This window comes from Corynebacterium jeikeium, assembly GCF_028609885.1.
Classification (GTDB): Bacteria; Actinomycetota; Actinomycetes; order Mycobacteriales; family Mycobacteriaceae; genus Corynebacterium; species Corynebacterium jeikeium.
Genome location: NZ_CP063195.1, coordinates 2,324,888 through 2,342,418, shown reverse-complemented (window position 1 = coordinate 2,342,418; position 17,531 = coordinate 2,324,888). Strand labels below are relative to the sequence as shown.

The window sequence follows — 17,531 nt, the reverse complement described above, 5'->3', positions numbered from 1 at the left end:
CATGAATAGTATGTGATCGCCCAGTAAAAAGGAAGTGGTTACTCATTACGCTGGAATTATGTAACAAACCACCCCCAATCTTGGGTACTTTACCGTTCGTGTGGAGCGCATTTTCTTCCTGGGGTAGAAATACCAATGATACAACATTGATGTTGCGTCACGGGTATTTCTTGAAAGGACCTGACCATGACCCGCATGCTGACCGACATTCCACAGACCAACGACACCAAGACCACCGCTCGCCTCGATGCAGAAACCCACCTGACTCCCATTGAAGACATCGTCGCGGATATTGCCGCCGGCAAGATGGTCGTTCTCGTCGACGATGAAGATCGGGAAAACGAAGGCGACCTCATCATGGCCGCCGAAGCGATCACTCCCGAGACTGTCAACTTCATGATCACCCAAGGCAAGGGACTGCTGTGCGTTCCCATGACCGCTGAGCACGCCCGCACCCTCAACCTCGCTCCCATGGTCGAACGCAACGAAGACGACTTCGGCACCTCCTTTACCGTCTCTTGCGATGCCATCGCCGACTTCGGCATCACCACCGGCATTTCCGCCTCCGACCGCGCCGCAACGATCAACCTGTTGGCCTCCGGGGGAGTAGCCAGCAACTTCCACCGCCCCGGCCACGTCTTCCCACTCATGGCACGCGAGGGCGGCGTGCTCACCCGCATCGGCCATACCGAAGCAGGCAGTGACCTCGCCGCCATGGCTGGATTCGCGCCCGTGGGAGCCATCGTCGAAATCATCGGCGACGACGGCGAAATGCTGCGCCTCCCACAGCTCGTGGAATGGTGCGCCGAACGCGGCATCGCACTATCCACCATCGAACGCTTGCGCACCTACCGCCAAGAACAGGTCGCCGCCGGTGTCGCGATCACCCAACGTCCCGACGGCTCCCCACTGGCCACCCCCATGACGAGCGTGAAGTAAGTGCCACCATGGTCAACTACAACACCACCCGCATCGGGCAATCCACCCGCAAAATATCGACCCCTCGCATCCACGACCTCGTCCTCCGACACGTCGGTTATGTCGAAGGACTAGATAATATCCCGCGCACAGGACCGGTCATCCTCGTCGCCAACCACTCGTCCTACATGGACCACTTCGTGATGAAAACCCTCGCCGAGTCTGTTCGCCCCGGCCGCGTCTGGTTCCCGACAAAGGCGGAAGCCTTCGACACTTTCTTGTCACGCGTCTGGCACGAATCCATGGACTGCTACCCCGTGGACCGCAACGCGCCCAGCGAAGAAATCTTCCAACGTGCCCGCGATGTCCTGGATCGTGATGACACACTCGTTCTCTACCCCGAAGGCACCCGCAACACGGGAGATGGGCTCCTCCCGTTTAAGTCCGGAGCGTTCCGGATGGCATTGGCCAACAAGACGCCCGTCATTCCCGTCGGGATGACCGGCCTGGCCGAGGTGCTTCCGAAGGGTGCGTCCATTCCCCGCCGCCGGTTGCTCTCTGTCGCGATTGGTCAACCGTTGACGGTGCCGACCAGTGGTGATGACCGTGCCCGAGCGCGCGCCATGCGCGATGACGCTTTCGACAAGATTTCTGGTCTGAAGTACCGCTCCAGTCACGTCACCGCGAAAGATTCCGGCCAGGCGCTCGACGGGATGGTTACGCTCTCCCGCACCATGGTGGCTGAGAACCTCACGGTGGACGGAAACCTGCCCGCCGAGGTCGTCTCCCGGATTCAGCTTCTGCTGAGAATTGCAGATAAAACGTCCCGACGGCGCTTGGACTTGCAGGTACAGAAAACACGCATCGACGGCTTCCGCGCCTTAAACTCACTGACTCCCGTGGGCACGATGGTGCGTGCCGCTGTCGTGAATCAAAAAGCCGATCGACTTTCCGACCTGCATTCGTCCTACGACTTCGCGGCCTACCTCGCTGGTCGTAGCTCTCTGGTCCTGCCGCCATGGATGGGAGGCGGCACAGGCAAAGCGAGCACGCACTTCAAGCGTGCCGTCGCCCGCGAAGGGCAGATGACATCACAGGCCTATGTGGGGCTTGCGGAGTCTCTGACTGCCGCCGGTGACACCTCCGGCGCCGTCGACGCCTACGAACACGCACTACACAACATTGATGCTGCTGATCCCCGAGGAGTCGCGCGCAAAGAGAAGATCTCTGGTGCCATAGCCCAGATCACCGGCGCAGCACACGGGAGGCCATAACCCATGATTCTTACGTTTGTTCAGCGTCACGCCAAGCTCGTGATTCTCCTGTGGTCAGTAGTGTTCGTCCTCAGCGCGGTCGGTGCATGGCATCTTAACGACGCCGTCAAAGCCGGCGGTTTTAATGACCAACACGGTCAATCGTTCGCCGGCCAAGACGTCAACCGCGAGGCCTTCGGCGACGCCGACAATGAACTCTCCGTCGTGCTCACCTCCGACGAGACCGTCGGTTCTTCAACACTGGACGCCGTGGAAACTGCCATCCACGAGCTGCCACACGTTGAGCATGTGACGGATGGACGACAAGTCGCGCAGCTCGGTTCTGACTCCGGGCAGACGCAGATCGTCCAAGTCGGCTTCGACGCCGACAACACGACGACACAGAATATGGTGCCAACGCTTCGCGGAAAGGTCGCTGAGGCTATCGAAGGCACCTCGGTAGAAAGTCACGTCACGGGTGCCGCAGCACTGGACTACGACTTGAATATTCAGTCCCAGAAGGACGCCCTGCACGCGGAAATGATTGCCTTCCCGCTGCTGATTCTTGTGCTGCTATTCATCTATCGCGCTGTTGGGCCGACCTTGGTCACTCTGGTCACCGCGGGAATCTGCTTGGCAGGCACACAAGGTGCCGGTACGGTGATTGCCCAATTCATGGATGTGTCGAACATGTACATCACCGGTGCCTCTTTGATTGGCTTAGCCGTGAGTGTGGACTATTGCCTATTCCTTATTGCTCGGTACAAGGAGAATATCCATGCAGGAATGGACAAATCGGACGCGTTGCGTGGAACGACCCGTACCGCAGGGCATGCCATCCGCTTTGGCGGCCTGAGCGTCATCGCCGCCTTGTGCGCCCTGTTTATCGCACGGAATATGGTCTTTTCTTCTATTGCGTTGGCAGGGATCATTGTGACGACGATTGCGCTGCTTGCTCTGTCCACCCTGGTGCCGGCCATCATCACCGCGCTCGGCGACCGACTCTTCTTCGGCAAACTGCCGGGCTTCCACGACGCGCTGGTTATCGAGGAGGAAAAAGATTCACCGATGCTCCGCACCGCACTGACCAAACCAGCCATCGTGGCTCTCGCGGTCGTCGTTCCACTGCTCGTATGTGCCGCACCGTTGGCCGGAATCAAGCTGCAGGTCCCAGTCGCCAGCGCGTCGATCCTCCCAGAGGGCAAGGATTCCCGTGAGGGCATCGAAGCGATCCAGTCCGAACTCGATGCCCGCGCCTTGTTCCCCACGAGCGTGACCTTCGAAGGGGCACCGGGCGAATCAGCTGAAGACGTGCAGGCGAAAGCCACAGCATTCGCCGACCAACTTGGTGGCGTCAGCAACGTCGATCAGGTGCTTGTCCCGGGGACGCCAGAGGAAAAGTTCTCCCCCTACCCACTATCGGGATCGCAACAGTCAGTGAATTACTCTCGCGTGCTCGTCACCTCGACGGGACTGCCGGATTCTGATGACGCCCACGAGATGATCCGAGATATTAAAGATCTCACAGGCGACCAGGCTGATGTCTACGTCTCGGGAGCCACCGCCCAGGGGGATGATTTCGACCGCTTGGTCGAAAGCTCCATTCCCTGGATCATCGCAGCCGTGGTGCTCATCTCGTTGGCCCTGCTGGGCTGGGCATTCCGCTCGTGGCGCCTGCCCGTCCTCGCGGTTGCCCTCAACGGACTGGTGGTCTCTGCAGCGATGGGACTGTTGTCCTTTATATGGAAAGCCGTGACGGGTGATTCCATCAACTCGGTCACCCCGATCGTTATCTTCGCCATCGTCTTTGGCCTATCGATGGACTACATGGTGCTTATGGCGTCCCGTATGAAAGAAGAGTTTGTTAAGACCACGCGTCATAGACATGCCATTTCTCTCGGAATCGCGAAGACATCGCGGTTGGTAATCTTCGCGGCGATCATCATGATCGGAGTATTTCTTTCGTTCATGGTTGCGGAGATCAGCATCGTGCGTGAAATTGGTTTGGGTCTCGCCATGGCCGTGGCAATGGACGCGTTGATTGTCCGCCCACTCCTGTTGCCCTCGGTTCTCACACTCATCGGCCCCAGTGTGTGGGGTGGATCGCCCAGTATTACGGCAGATTTGAGAGGAGGTGCGGACGATGACATCCGATACCCAGAGTCAATCCCCATGGCTATTTGATAACGCTGACATCGTGAACATCTACCCAGTGCAACTGATGCACTCCTCGGACAACGACTAGACGCGCGTAGGTATGCGATGCGTGAGAGAGTTGGAATATTGGAACGGTTCGAAGCGTCCTAAGTCTATTGTCCAACCCTTCTTTAGCTGAGGTAGGAAATAAACCCAGGACGCTTCAGACTTCTTTGTGATTGCTAGCGACCGCTAACGTTTCGCCACCCATAAGCGTTTGGCTAAACAAAGCACTTCCAACGGAAAGGATTCTTCCCCAATGAAGATTCGCAAGTCGCTCATCGCTGGTGTTACCGCCGCAACCGTCACCGCGTGTCTCGCCACGCCTGCCCAGGCCGAAACCCACACCCCCACCACTCAAGTACAGGCTGCAGAAACTCCGAACACCAAGTCCCCGCTCGGCTCAGTGAACACCATCTGGGAAAACACCCCGGCTTGGCTGCGCTTCCCCCTCTTTGCACCGCTGGGACTCATCTGGGCCGTTATTTACGGCCTAGTTGGCGCTCAGAACTCCGACGCGCCATACTACGGCAGTCTTTCTCGCTAAGGCGAGAGTTGCTCGTTTAGCGGTTGCTGCTAGCGCGCCTGCGTCGAGCCCAATAGGGCATGTGGCTGGCGGACGCTAGCAGGAGAAACCGGTTAGCGGGACTGTGGGGAAATCTCCGGCAGAGGCAGTTTCTCGAAGGGGCTCAGCCCACGGATGGCGGAATTGGCGAAGCTGGCCACCACCAGGATCGCGAACATCGTCGCTGCAGAAAACAGCTGCACACGGGAATCTGGATCCGTCAGCATTAGCAAAGCCAGCCCTGCCAACACAACCAACGTGGCGATGGTCAGCCAGGGGAAACCCCACATGCGGATCGGCAACGCTTCGCCCGCGTGTTGCTCCAGGCGGCGGCGCAGGCGCAGCTGGGAGACGACGATGAACGTCCAGACGATCAACAGTGAAGCTCCCGCGGAATTCAGCATGAATGTCAGCAACCAGCCCGTATCCAGGTAGTTCAGCACTACCATCACGATGGACAAACACACCGAGAGAAGAATCGCGGCGACAGGCACTCCTCGACCGTCGACGCGGGTGAAAACCTGGGGCGCCTCGTGGCGCTTGGCAAGGGAAAACATCATGCGGCTGGAGGCATAGATCTGCGCGTTGAAGGCGGACAGTAGCGCCAAAACAATAATGGCTTCCATGAAACCGACGACGCCCGGAATGCCAGCCAGATTTAGCACCCGAGTGAAGGGACTATCGGCTGCGCTTTCCGCCTGCCCCAGGGAAGAGTGGGGGAGCAGGAAAGTAATCACTAGCACCGAACCCAGGTAGAACAGCGAGATGCGGGTGATGGTGGAGCGCACCGCGTTGATCAGCGAGCGCTGGGGATTCTCGGATTCTGCAGAAGCGATGGCTACGACCTCAATGCCTCCGAAGGCGAATGCCACCGCCAGAATCGCCGTGGCCACGCCGCCCATGCCATTGGGCATAAAGCCATCGGCGGTGAAGACCTCCGTGCCGATGAAGGTATGTCCTGGCAAGAGACCGAAGACCAGCAGGAAGCCGATGACTAGGAAAGCCACCAGCACGGCTACCTTGATGAAGGCGAACCAGAACTCGAACTCGCCGAAGGCGCGGATCTGCAGGAGGTTCACCACTCCGAAGAAAAGCACGCATGCGGCGGCGGGGATCCAGGCGTCAATACCGAACCATGCCCCCATAAAGCTCGCCGCACCAGTAATTTCGGCGCCGAGCACTGCCACCGTCGCGAGCCAGTAAATCCAACCTTGTGTGAAGCCAGCCCAGCGCCCGATGCCGTGTTCCGCGTATTCGGAGAAGGAACCGGAAGCGGGGATGACGGTGCCCATCTCGCCCAGCATCTGCATCACGAGGATGGCGATGAAGCCCGCGACGATGTAAGCCAGCAGCACGGCAGGGCCGGCGGCCTCGATGCCCACGCCGGTGCCTAGGAATAGCCCAGCACCGATTGTGGAGCCCAAGCCCATCATCGTGAGGTGGCGCACCTTCAGTCCGTTGCCTAGCTTGGCATCGCCGGTGCGCGAGTTCGCGTGTGAACTGGCGCTATCTGGAGAGGTGGAGGAGGTAGAGCTCATTACCTAAGAATACGACGCGCCAAGGTGCGGCTTGGCCCCGGTGCCATTAAACGGTGCCATAAAACGCAGGTGTTCGCGTGCGCGGTTACTCCGCCTGCCCCGCGGCGGGGTCCGACTCGTACTTGGGAACCATCGCTTCGTAGTCCTCCATTAGCTTCAGATCCGTGATGTGGTCCGGGATGCCGAAGGCGTCCACCAGCGTTTGCGACCAAGGGCCCAAAGAATCCACCAGGTCGTTCAGCGCTGCGCGGGCGGCCTTGGTGCGAGTACCCGTCAGCAGGTTCTGCTCCAGGTACCAGCTGGCGTTATCCACGATGCAACTGAGGAAGTACACCAGGCGCACCTGCTCCAGCACGCGCTGCGCGTCTTCCGAATCCAGCTTGGACTCTGCCTCCACGAAGGCCTCGAACACGATGCGATCCACGTGCGCCCAGCCGACGGCCAGCAGGTGATCCTGCGCCTGATCGACCACCTTCGCCGCTTCGTCCACATCCATCTTGCGGGCGGGGCGCAGGCGGCGGGCGAGGGAGCGCATCAGGCGATCCTCCCGCTCGCTCAGTAGGTTGATTTGGTAGGCCGGGTCGAATAGCGAGGTCTCCTCGGAGTCGCTGAACGTATCCACCAGGTTCTGGATCAGCGCGTCCGCGGCGGTGCGGCGGCGCAACAGGGTGCTGAAGCTATCCAGGCCGAAGCGCACCATCTCCATCGGGTTCAGTCCGCCGAGCTCCTTGGCGAAGCCCGTCATTAGCTCCTTCGCCGCCAGCTGCATCATCACCACGTTGTCGCCCTCGAAGGTGGTGAACACATCCGAGTCCGCCTTGAGCGTGGTCAGCAGGTTCTCCGCCATGTAGCCCGCTCCGCCGCAGGCCTCTCGGGCCTCCTGGATCGCGTCGGTGGCGTGCGCGGTGTTGGCGGCCTTCAACGCTGCGGCGTGCGCTTCAACTTCGCGCTGGTCGGCCTGCTGCTCCTTGGTGTATTCGGTCGGTTCCACGCCCCGCTGGTCCAGCTCGTGCACGCGCGCGATCAGCTTGTTCGTGGCGAACTGCAGGCCGTAGGCGCGGGCCACTCGCGGGATGAGGCGCAGGCGGTGCCAACGGTGCTCGATCAGGCGGTTTTCGGGTAGCGAATCGTCGGGAGCAAACTGACGCCGCAGGTTCGCGTACGTCACAGCAATGTCCAGCGCGGTGCGGGCGGCCGCGCCTGCGGCAGCTCCCACGGTCACACGCCCGCGCACCAGGGCTCCGAGCATCGTAAAGAAGCGGCGGTTCGGGTTTTCGATGGGGGAGGTGTAGTTGCCGGCCTCGTCCACGTCGGCGAAGCGGTTCAGCAGAGCTTCGCGGGGCACGCGGTGGTTGTCGAAGCTGATGGTGCCGTTGTCCACGCCCTTCAGCCCGCCCTTGTAGCCGTGGTCACCGATGCGCACACCGTCGATGGCAGAGCCGTCGTCCTCGCGGATGCGCACCAGCAAGCAGTGCACGCCTTGCGATTCGGTCTCGCCCTTGGCCTTGGGGACAATGAGCTGCGCAAACACTGCTGCCCAACGGCCATCGCGCGCTGCGTTGCCGATGAACCACTTCTCGGCGGAGGCGGTAGGGGAGTTGATGATGAACTCCTGTGTCTCCGCGTCGTACGTCGCCGTTGTCTCCAGCTGCTGCACGTCGGAGCCGTGGCCGCGCTCGGTCATGGCGAAGCATCCGAGGGCTTCGAGGTTCATCAGCTTGCCCACCATCTCCTGGTGGCGTTCGGTTCCCAGGTTGCCGACGGCGCCGCCGAACAGACCCCACTGCACTCCGGCCTTCACCATGAGCGACAGGTCGGCGTGCCCCAGCATCTCGATGGAGGTTAGGCAGCGGCCAGTTTCGCCTGTACCGCCCTGGTCGGCGCGGAAGGCGTGGTTTGGCACGCCGGACTCGAGCACGCGCTGCAGCTGCTCGGTGGTGCGGGCGCGGGACTGCTCCAGGTCGAGGTCGGTGCGAGGCAGGATGTCCGGGTCTGCCAGCAGGCTACGGGTTTCCTCGCGCGCTTCCGGGAAGTCGCCGTCGAGGACGGTCTGCAGGGCTTTTGCTATTGACGCCTGCGTTTCGGCTGTTGGAGCCGTGGACAAGGTCTTAGGCGCAGAGGTGGAACGGCGGAATTTGTTTCCAGACTTGTCAGCAATTCCATCGGCTGAGTTGGATGTGACCGAGTTATCAGTCGTTGCGGTGTTTTCGGTCGTGTTTTCGGAATTGTTTGGTGACATGAAATTAAGGATACGCAAGAGTGTGATCCGCGACTCTAAAATTTACTAATAAATACATGACTAAAACTGGGGGTAGGGCGACAGTAGCTGCAGCGTTGCGTTGGTGCTGTCCTATCTGGTGACTAGGGTTGCCCTTATGACCGAGGACACATTTGGCGAGAATTACCGGGAAGTGGATACGCCCGAGCAGATTGGGCAGAGCAAGCAGAACGAGCGGAACGAGCAGAGCAAGCAGCGTAACCGGAGCAACACTGTGCGCAGTCGCAGGGTTGCCCCCTCGACGCGCGGCGCGAAGACTCGCGCGCAGAAGAAGTACTGGATGCTGGTTGCTTTCGCTGTGTTGGCGGTTGCTTATGCGGGCAACGAATTCACTCCGATGATGGTCTTCTACCGGGGTGAGAACGTCTTTGGCTCCGTTTTCGTAGATGCTCTCTTGGCCTGCTACGCCGCTGGCATCGCCGCAGGTCTGCTGCTGTGTGGTCCGCTTTCGGACCGTTATGGTCGCCGCATCGTTATGCTTCCTGCCCCGGTCATCAGCCTCGTCGGCAGTGTCCTCATCGCCGCCGGTGAAATGAATGAGCCACTGATCTTCACCGGTCGACTGCTTAGTGGCTTTGCTGTTGGCATTGTGATGACCGCAGGCGGTGCGTGGATCAAGGAGCTTTCCACCCCATCGTTCGACCCCAGCGCACAGGAGGGGTCTGGGGCTCGCCGTGCAACCATGTCTCTGACCTTGGGGTTTGCCGTCGGTGCCGCCCTGGCGGGCGTGCTAGCGGAGTGGGGTCCCGCACCGGGCCAGACCCCCTACATCCTCAGCATCCTGCTGTGTGCCGTTTCCATGATCGGTATCCTCGGCGTGCCGGAGACCCGTCAGAACGCGCACCTCAAGATGGAGGGCTCCTTCTGGTCGGATCTCAAGGTGCCCTCCCTGCGGCACCCGCGCTTCCTCACTGCCGTGATTCCTATCGCCCCGTGGGTTTTCGGCTGCGCCGGAGTGGCCTATGCAATCATGCCGAGCTTGGCGCAGGATCAGGTTCCTTACCCCATCGCGTTTTCGGCCGGCATCACAGCCATCGCGCTGGCCTGTGGCTTTGGCATCCAGCAGGTTTCCACCAAGTACATCAACCCGAATAACTCGCAGGCGCAGCAGATCGGCCTGGTGTTGGTGATTATCGGCATGGTGGTTGCGGCCTGGACCGCTCACGTCGGCTCGCTGGCCGGAACGGTCGCCGTCGGCCTGATCCTGGGCACCGGCTATGGCGTGTGCCTAATCACCGGCCTGACGGAAGTCCAGCGTATAGCCAGTGCCGACGACCTCGGCGGATTGACCGCATTCTTCTACACGATCACCTACATCGGCTTCTTCTTCCCGATGATTCTGTCGCGCCTGAAGGATTGGTTCACCTACACCGAGATGCTGGGCTTTGGTGCGGTGGTTGCTCTCATTGGTCTTATTGTGGTGACGCTGACTTCCAAGAAGTTCATTCCCAACCCCGACCAGCAGCGGAACTAGGCTTCGGTCTTCTTTGCTCGGCCGGGAGCTTGGGCGGAGACTTGGGCGGTGCTTTGAGCGGCTAGCGCTAGTACACCCAGTTGCACGGCCGCGCCCACACTCGGGCCGACTGCCAGCGCCCAGATGGCACGCGTATCGGGGGAATAGTCCAGCATGAGTACCGCCGTCGACAGGACAATCGCAATCAGCCACCCGGCGGTGTAGAGGTTGTGGCGATCCGCCGCGAGCGCTGCCGAGCCGCTGATCATCAGGACGGCCGTCGCCCCGGAGACGAGAGTGAGCCATCCGAGGGTGGCGGGGGAGGAGATCACGGCGGCGTCAAAAAACAGCCCCATTAGCGGTGCGGCGAGGAAGTAGGCGGCGATGCCCCCAATGGCTGCGACGGCCCCCACCGCGGCGATGGGCAGCGCGGCAGCACGCAGGACGCGCTTGCGGTGCTTCGTGAAATGCACGATCAGCGCAGGCTGGAAGCGCTGGAGGGGCACCAGGATCGGTGCGCGCGTGAGCGTGATGGCGGTGATGGTGGCGGCGAGCGCACCGGGGCCGACGTCCGCGCCCGAGGTGTAGCGCAGCAGTACGCTGAAGCCGGTGATCATCACGGCGTTTGCGCCCGAGGCAACCATGGCTTTGACCGTGCGCGAGAGGAACGGACGGGTGGGCACGTCCGCTCGGTCGCGCAGGGTGCCCCTAGCGGTGGGGGAGCAGGCGAGGATCAGCAGCCAGGTGGCTGCGCCGATCACCGTGACGAACAGGTAAGCCAGCAACTGCCAGCCTAGAGCCCACGCGACGACGGCCAGCACCAGCCTCACTCCGGAATCGATGGCCATTAACCAGGCGAAACTCGGCCACGAGTGGTTGGCGGACAGTAGCCCGCAGACCGTCGCCTGGAATGTATAACAGGCCAGTCCGATGGCTATGAGCACCAGCCCCCACCCGGTTAGTCCGGGCACGAGTTCGCCGATCCACATCGGCCCAGTGACGAGCGCTATCAGGCCGATAACCAGGGCGATGTAGTTCGTCAGCGCGAACGGGCGCGGGGTGTTCCTCCGCGAGGCGCTGGCCTGCGGGACGCCTTCCACTGCGCGCCGGGTGGATACGGCCCGGGCGGTCTCCTGCATCAGCCCGTCCAGCACGCCCGTCATCGCGAAGAACAGCGACCAGTAGACCATGAAGTCTTCGTACCCGGCGGTGGTCAGCCCCTTGTTGGCAACCCAAATCACCAGGTAACCGGCGATGGCCACGAAGACTGTGGCGAGCGATATGGCGCGCATTTGTTAACCCGTCCGACGGCCCAGAGAGGGCTAGTCCTGTAGCCTCTCACCGAGCTCGCCGAGCCGTTGCCCAACGCGCTTCAGCGCATCCACGGCACGCGCCGGCCCGGAAGCATCGACCATTTCCGCAGCGGGGCCCGCGGGAAGATCGCGTAGCTGCTCCTCGCTGAGCTCGATGCCCTCACCGCCCGGGAAGTCGGGTAGCTCTTGGTGACGCAACCAGCGGTCGAACAGCCCCTGGACTTCACTTCGGGCCACGCCGTTTTCCTCGGCGACGGTGTTTGCCAGGTTCTCCAGGTCGCGGGTTTCCACCAACCCCATGCGGTGCTGTGTGGTCCAGCGCTTAACCATGTCGAAGAACGCCTCGTCTCCCAGCAGCACGCGCAGGGCGTGGACAGTCACAGCGCCGCGCTTGTACAACCGGTCGTCGAACATGTCGTCCGCGCCGGGGTCGATCAGCAGGATGTCCTGCGGCTTCTCCGCGAGCGCCTGATGGTGCGCCCACGCATGGTGGGCGGCGGGGATGCCCTGAGACTTTTCAAACCACAGCCACTCGGAGTAACAGGCGAAGCCTTCGTTGAGCCAAATATCCCGCCACTCGACCAGGCCGACGGAATTACCGAACCACTGGTGGGATAGCTCGTGGGCGATCAGGCGCTCCCAGGTGTGCTTGCCGTCGGCGTGGTTGCAGCCGAACATGCTCATGCCCTGGGCTTCGAGGGGGATCTCCATCTCCTCGTCCGTGATCACCACGGAGTACTCCGGGAAGGGGTAGGCGCCGAAGAGCTCCGAGTAGACCTCGACCATTTCCGTCTGCTGGCCGAAGTCCTCGTTGACCAGCTCGCGGACCCGCTTGGCGTGTTCGGTGCCCTCGGGGAGCCAGCCGAATACCGGGACGGTCTTGCGGCCGAGTTCCGCGCTGCGGAAGTCGACGCGCCTGAAGGGGCCAACGTACACCGCCGCCAGGTAGGTGGCCATCGGGTAATTGGTTACAAACACCCGGGTGGTGTTGTTGCCCTTGCTGTACTGCTCCACCAGGGTGCCGTGGGCGATGGCAGTGACGTCTCTGTGGGCGGTGATGGCAACGCGGAACATTGCCTTTTCGTCCGGCGTATCGTCGCAGGGGAACCAGCTGGGGGCGCCATTGGGCTGGCCTGCCACCAGGGCTCCGTCATCGGTTTCCTCCCAGCCAACCTCGCCCCACTTGGAGCGCAGCGGGCGCGGGTAGCCGCCGTACTTGATGGTCAGGTCAAAGGACTGATCCTCGGCAATCTCTTCTGCGAAAGTGATCGATAGCTTGTTGCCGTTGTGCCGGAAGCGGCGGATCTTCATCGTTCCGTTGTTGGCAGCCGCTCCGTGGCCGGCGACCTCCACGCGGTTGACAGCGAGATTGTTGGCCAGGTCCAACGTCATGGTCTTCAGCGGACGGTAGTTCTCGACCGCCAGGCGGGCCACACCGCGCAGGTGGTTGGGCTCTACGTCGTAGTCCAGCTGCAGATCGTAGCGCAGCACGTGGAACCCGAGGTTGAAGTCCACGCCCGTGTACGCATCCCGAGCTCCGGCGATAGGGGAGCTGCGGAAAGGACGAGGCTGCTGTTGGGATTGCTTCATGTAAGGCACACTACTATCTGCATAGGACAACCCCCGCCACGGAGGTGGTCTGTGGCGGGGGAAGTGTTGTTTTATCTGGTTGTGTTGTTATCTGGCGCTGCGTGAGAGCGCCTGAGAACTAGCGGGAGCCCGCGGTGGAACCCTCCCAGAAGTCCTCCGGGGAGATCGGCTTGGTCGGCTGCAGCGGCGGACGCTCGGCGCCCGTACCCAGGCCGTTAACCAGGTCCTTCCAGTAGCCGCGCAGGTCGTCCTGCCAGTAGCCCCACTGGTGGGTGCCTGCCGGGCGGAAGTTGTAGTTCACCGGGATGTTCAGCGCCTTGGTCTTGCGCTCCAGGTCGCGGGTGCAGGCGTTGGTGGCGCCCTCGATGACAGCGCCCTCGAAGATCACCTGAGCTGCGGAGGACAGCTGGCCGTTCACTCGCTCGGACCACGGCATATCGTGCTCGCCGGGGAACCCGGAGCTGGTGGAGACGTAGATGTTCTCCTGGCCACGCAGCTTCTCAGCGTTGATCAGGGCATCGTTGTAGCGAGCAACCTCACCGTTGACAGGGCCCCACATCTTGGTGAAGTCCGTGCCACCGCGGTTGAGAACCAGGTTGATGAACTGCGGGGTCAGGCCCGTGGTGGTTGCAGCACAGCCGGAGAAGGAACCGACGGAGTCGTAGAAGCCCGGGTGGTGCTGCGCGTACAGCAGAGAGGTGGTGCCGGTCATGGACATGCCGGCGATGGCGCGCTTGTCGTTAGCCTTCAGCGCCGGCTCGATGGCCTGCGGCAGCTCGCGGGTCAGGAAGGTCTCCCACTTCTGCGGCCCCTTAATCGCTGAAGTGTTCGGCTCGGTGATCCAGTCGGTGTAGTAGGAGTACGCACCGCTCATGGGGATCACGATGTTGGCGCCGATGCCGGGGCTGACGGTGCCCTTGTTCGCGTCATCGTTGCCGCCGTAGTAGGTAATGATGTCGGTCTGGCGAATCCAGTTGGCAATGCCTTCGCCGCCGTCCGCCCCGTTCAGCATGTACAGGGTCGGAGCGTTGTCGCGCTTTGCCTTATCCTTCGGCTGGATGACGATCAACGGGATGTGGCGCTTCATCGACGGGGAGTAAGCGGAGACTTCCTGTACGTTGTCGAAGCCTGCGTTTTGCCAGGCTTTGATGTTCTTACGCCACGTGGTGGAATCCTCCGGTTGGTTCGGAGTCGTGGAGTTCAGCTTCAGCTTGGCCGGCGCGATGCCGTCTGCCTTCTGGGCGGCGGAGACGCTAGCGGCCTGGGTGGCCGGTGCGGTGACCGCGACGGTTGCGAACGGGGCGATCGCAGCCGTGACAGCGGCGAGAGTGCGGACGATGCTTCGCTTCATAGAGTTGATCCTTCTGTGGTGCCACGATGCGGAAACGTCAGTATTCCTTGCCCGGGGCGTGGGGTCAGTCAAATGAGTGAGAGGGAGAGGTCTGCAGGGCTTTTCCGGCGGATATTCGTAGAATATTCAAGAAATCCACAGCAAATCTCTAAGGACATTGGGAACATTACCTAATCTGCGAGAAATTTGGGAACCCAAAGGAGGAAAAACTTTTTCCGTTAAACCCAAAAGCGGGGATGCGAGCTGATGTGGGCTGGGAATGCGGGTGGCGTCAATAAGAAAGACAAAGGGTGGGACCAAGAGCAAGACGAGCCCGACAAACATGAGAGACGAACATTAAGTACCCTTGGGACTTGTGGCTAAAGAACATTTTGACGTAGTAGTACTCGGAGCAGGCCCTGGCGGATACGTGGCGGCGATTCGTGCCGCTCAGTTGGGTCTGAAGACCGCCGTTATCGAAAAGCAGTACTGGGGCGGCGTATGCCTCAACGTGGGCTGCATCCCCTCGAAGGCGCTAATCCGCAACGCCGAACTTGCGCACACCATCACCAAGGAAGCCAAGACCTACGGCATTACCGGCGACAACATCTCGATGGACTTCAAGGTAGCGCACCAGCGCTCCCGCAAGGTCTCGGGCAACATCGTCAAGGGCGTGCACTTCCTGATGAAGAAGAACAAGATTCAGGAGATCCACGGCCGCGGCAACTTCGTTGATGACAAGACCATCGAGGTCTCCGACGGCGACGACGCAGGCAAGACCATCACCTTCGACAACTGCATCATCGCCACCGGTTCCGTTGTGAAGTCCCTGCCGGGCGTAGAGCTGGGCGGCAACATCGTCTCCTACGAAGAGCAGATCCTGGACGAGAACAAGCCGGACTCCATGGTCATCATCGGCGCGGGCGCCATCGGCATGGAATTCGCTTACGTACTGTCCAACTTCGGCGTTGACATCACCGTCGTTGAGTTCATGGACCGCGTCCTGCCGAACGAGGACAAGGACGTTTCCAAGGAAATTGCCAAGCAGTACAAGAAGCTGGGCGTAACCCTGAAGACCGGTCACAAGACCACCGCTGTCCGCGACCTGGGCGAAGGCAAGGGCGTGGAGGTGGACATCGAGTCCGCCGACGGCTCTAAGAACGAAACGCTGAAGGCAGACCGCGTGATGGTCTCTATCGGCTTCGCTCCCCGCGTGGAGGGCTTCGGCCTGGAGAACACCGGCGTGAAGCTGACCGAGCGCGGTGCGATCGACATTGACGACGAGATGCGCACCAGCGTTCCACACATCTACGCCATCGGTGACGTCACCGCCAAGCTGCAGCTGGCACACGTTGCCGAAGCACAGGGCGTGGTTGCCGCCGAGGTTATCGCGGGCGAAGAGACCGAGCTGCTCGGCGACTACCAGATGATGCCGCGCGCTACCTTCTGCTCTCCGCAGGTTGCATCCTTCGGCTACACCGAGGAAGCAGCCAAGAAGAAGGCAGAGGAGGAAGGCCGCGAGGTAAAGGTCGCCACCTTCCCCTACACCGCCAACGGCAAGGCACAGGGCCTGGGCCACGCGGTGGGCTTTGTGAAGCTGGTGGCAGACGCTGAATACGGCGAGCTGCTGGGCGCCCACATGGTCGGTCCGGACGTCTCCGAACTGCTGCCGGAGCTGACCCTGGCGCAGCGCTTCGACCTGACGGCCGAGGAGATCTCCCGCAACGTTCACACGCACCCGACCCTGTCGGAGGCTATGAAGGAGGCCGCCCACGGCATCGCCGGCGGCCACATGATCAACCTCTAGAAAGGTTCATCGGCCAGCTGACCGGCCCGCGCCTTTGCGAAGCTTCCCCTGGAAGTTTCCTTGAAGGCACGGGCCGGTTTTCGCGTTAAACGGCCAACATTTCCTTGGTAAGGCGCAGGTGGAGTAGGATTTCGAGCGAATCCCTCCGAACCCCTCCCCCTGCCACGATTGGTGCCCAGACTTGCCAGAGAAGATTGGCTTGCTGGCAGACCGAGGACTGCCAGCGGTGCGCGTACGCGCCATGCTGCAACAGCTAGCTAAGGCCTCGGAGAATCACGTCTCCGGGACTAAACCCATCCTCGAATTCCGTACCGGAACGCTGCCGATGGACGAGTTCGGCAACGTCCGCCTAGCCGACACCGCCCCCGGAATCCTGCGTGACTACGGCTGGGATCGGCTTGTTTACGTCACCGACCTGCCGCTGACCACCCGCAGGCCGGTAATCAGCCAGACCGTCGAGCAGGGCAAGGCCACCATGCTGTGCCTGCCCGCCTTCGGCCTGCTGCGGGCCAAGGAGGGTCTACGGCAAGAACTTTCGCGCCTGGTCTGCGGCAAGCACGCCGGAGCCGGCCAGCGCGAAAAGGGTGTAGACGAGATCGAGGGCGGCGACGTAGAGGCCGATACCACCCGCGTACTCGAAGGCCGCGGGCGGACCCTGCGCCTGCTGCTGGGGATGATCCGCGGAAACCGCCCCGGCCAGTTGCTCAAGGTGCTCTCCAGCTGCCTGGCCACTGGCGTGGCCACCGGCGGCTTCGGCATCTTCTACGGTTCGGTGTGGGAAATGTCCTACCTGATCAGTTCATGGCGGCAGATCATGATCACTATCCTTTCCATCACCCTGCTGACCTTCTGGTTGATCTACAAAAACGGCCTGTGGAATGGGGGATATAGCCGTAAGGCGGAACCGTCCGTGTTGAGCGTGGGCGCCGATGTAGCCACCACGCAAGCTTCAACCGACAGTGTGGAGTGGTGGCGCGCCCGGATGGATAACCTGGCCACCACCGGCACTGTACTGATCTCCGCGACGGGCGTGTATGCCCTGATCTACTTGACGATGCTGCTGGTCAGCGCCGCCGTTGTGCCGGTGCCCTTCTTCGAAAGCCGAGTGAACTCGACTATCACGCCACTGGATTATTTGACGCTGGCATGGTTTGCGGCGTCACTAGGCACCCTCGGTGGGGCACTCGGCTCGAGCTTCGATACCGACGAATCGGTGCGCGAGGCCACATACAACCGTCGCGAACTGCAGCGCAGGCAGATCGTCGGGCTTTTCGACGGCGACTAGCGCTA

Annotated in this window: 12 protein-coding genes; 7 read left to right on the top strand and 5 right to left on the bottom strand. The window is 61.4% G+C overall.

All coding sequences use genetic code 11. The annotated features are described in order from the left end of the window. Positions 1–186 precede the first annotated feature (186 nt). The 4 genes from ribB to CJEIK_RS10485 all read left to right on the top strand — a co-directional run bounded on the left by ribB (position 187) and on the right by CJEIK_RS10485 (position 4,914). Positions 187–939: a 3,4-dihydroxy-2-butanone-4-phosphate synthase gene (gene ribB / locus CJEIK_RS10500; RefSeq protein ID WP_005292221.1), complete on the top strand. Its 753-nt coding sequence runs from the start codon at positions 187–189 to the stop codon at positions 937–939. A gap of 8 nt (positions 940–947) precedes the next feature. Next, the gene (locus tag CJEIK_RS10495) at positions 948–2,192 is read left to right on the top strand and encodes a lysophospholipid acyltransferase family protein (RefSeq protein WP_005292219.1); all 1,245 of its coding nucleotides are present in this window, start codon (positions 948–950) and stop codon (positions 2,190–2,192) included. A gap of 3 nt (positions 2,193–2,195) precedes the next feature. Then, positions 2,196–4,355 (top strand): MMPL family transporter, encoded by a 2,160-nt coding sequence (locus tag CJEIK_RS10490; protein ID WP_005292217.1) that lies wholly within the window; start codon positions 2,196–2,198, stop codon positions 4,353–4,355. A gap of 271 nt (positions 4,356–4,626) precedes the next feature. Continuing rightward, positions 4,627–4,914, top strand: coding sequence for a hypothetical protein (locus tag CJEIK_RS10485; RefSeq protein WP_005292215.1), 288 nt, complete (start codon positions 4,627–4,629; stop codon positions 4,912–4,914). 92 nt (positions 4,915–5,006) lie between these two features. On the opposite strand, the gene CJEIK_RS10480 is transcribed toward CJEIK_RS10485, so the two are convergent. Next, entirely contained in the window at positions 5,007–6,365 is a 1,359-nt protein-coding gene (locus CJEIK_RS10480) for an amino acid permease (RefSeq protein ID WP_220329173.1), read from the bottom strand. A gap of 190 nt (positions 6,366–6,555) precedes the next feature. After that, the gene (locus tag CJEIK_RS10475) at positions 6,556–8,709 is read right to left on the bottom strand and encodes an acyl-CoA dehydrogenase family protein (RefSeq protein WP_172544890.1); all 2,154 of its coding nucleotides are present in this window, start codon (positions 8,707–8,709) and stop codon (positions 6,556–6,558) included. Between the two features lie 136 nt (positions 8,710–8,845). Between CJEIK_RS10475 and CJEIK_RS10470 the strand changes: the two genes are divergently transcribed. Continuing rightward, on the top strand, positions 8,846–10,222 hold the full coding sequence (locus CJEIK_RS10470; protein ID WP_005292210.1) for an MFS transporter: 1,377 nt from the start codon (positions 8,846–8,848) through the stop codon (positions 10,220–10,222). On the opposite strand, the gene CJEIK_RS10465 is transcribed toward CJEIK_RS10470, so the two are convergent. From CJEIK_RS10465 to CJEIK_RS10455, 3 genes are all read right to left on the bottom strand, one after another. Beyond that, on the bottom strand, positions 10,219–11,493 hold the full coding sequence (locus CJEIK_RS10465; RefSeq protein ID WP_005292207.1) for a hypothetical protein: 1,275 nt from the start codon (positions 11,491–11,493) through the stop codon (positions 10,219–10,221). The two genes, CJEIK_RS10470 and CJEIK_RS10465, sit on opposite strands and share 4 nt — an antisense overlap. Before the next feature lie 30 nt (positions 11,494–11,523). Further along, positions 11,524–13,104, bottom strand: a complete 1,581-nt coding sequence (locus tag CJEIK_RS10460) for a M1 family metallopeptidase (protein WP_005292205.1) — start codon at positions 13,102–13,104, stop codon at positions 11,524–11,526. A gap of 118 nt (positions 13,105–13,222) precedes the next feature. Next, positions 13,223–14,455: an alpha/beta hydrolase gene (locus CJEIK_RS10455; protein ID WP_005292204.1), complete on the bottom strand. Its 1,233-nt coding sequence runs from the start codon at positions 14,453–14,455 to the stop codon at positions 13,223–13,225. A 355-nt stretch (positions 14,456–14,810) separates the two neighbouring features. Here CJEIK_RS10455 and lpdA point away from each other — a divergent pair, with 355 nt between their 5' ends. Together lpdA and CJEIK_RS10445 are read left to right on the top strand one after the other, a co-directional pair. Then, entirely contained in the window at positions 14,811–16,241 is a 1,431-nt protein-coding gene (gene lpdA / locus CJEIK_RS10450) for a dihydrolipoyl dehydrogenase (protein ID WP_011274228.1), read from the top strand. A gap of 181 nt (positions 16,242–16,422) precedes the next feature. Continuing rightward, the gene (locus tag CJEIK_RS10445) at positions 16,423–17,526 is read left to right on the top strand and encodes a hypothetical protein (RefSeq protein WP_011274227.1); all 1,104 of its coding nucleotides are present in this window, start codon (positions 16,423–16,425) and stop codon (positions 17,524–17,526) included. The last annotated feature ends 5 nt before the right edge of the window (positions 17,527–17,531 follow it).

Coding starts and splice junctions, on each gene's coding strand:
- ribB (WP_005292221.1), top strand. CDS start 187: ATGACCCGCATGCTGACCGACATTCCACAGACCAACGACACCAAGACC.
- CJEIK_RS10495 (WP_005292219.1), top strand. CDS start 948: ATGGTCAACTACAACACCACCCGCATCGGGCAATCCACCCGCAAAATA.
- CJEIK_RS10470 (WP_005292210.1), top strand. CDS start 8,846: ATGACCGAGGACACATTTGGCGAGAATTACCGGGAAGTGGATACGCCC.
- CJEIK_RS10475 (WP_172544890.1), bottom strand. CDS start 8,709: ATGTCACCAAACAATTCCGAAAACACGACCGAAAACACCGCAACGACT.
- CJEIK_RS10480 (WP_220329173.1), bottom strand. CDS start 6,365: ATGATGGGCTTGGGCTCCACAATCGGTGCTGGGCTATTCCTAGGCACC.
- CJEIK_RS10465 (WP_005292207.1), bottom strand. CDS start 11,493: ATGCGCGCCATATCGCTCGCCACAGTCTTCGTGGCCATCGCCGGTTAC.
- CJEIK_RS10490 (WP_005292217.1), top strand. CDS start 2,196: ATGATTCTTACGTTTGTTCAGCGTCACGCCAAGCTCGTGATTCTCCTG.
- CJEIK_RS10460 (WP_005292205.1), bottom strand. CDS start 13,104: ATGAAGCAATCCCAACAGCAGCCTCGTCCTTTCCGCAGCTCCCCTATC.
- CJEIK_RS10455 (WP_005292204.1), bottom strand. CDS start 14,455: ATGAAGCGAAGCATCGTCCGCACTCTCGCCGCTGTCACGGCTGCGATC.
- CJEIK_RS10485 (WP_005292215.1), top strand. CDS start 4,627: ATGAAGATTCGCAAGTCGCTCATCGCTGGTGTTACCGCCGCAACCGTC.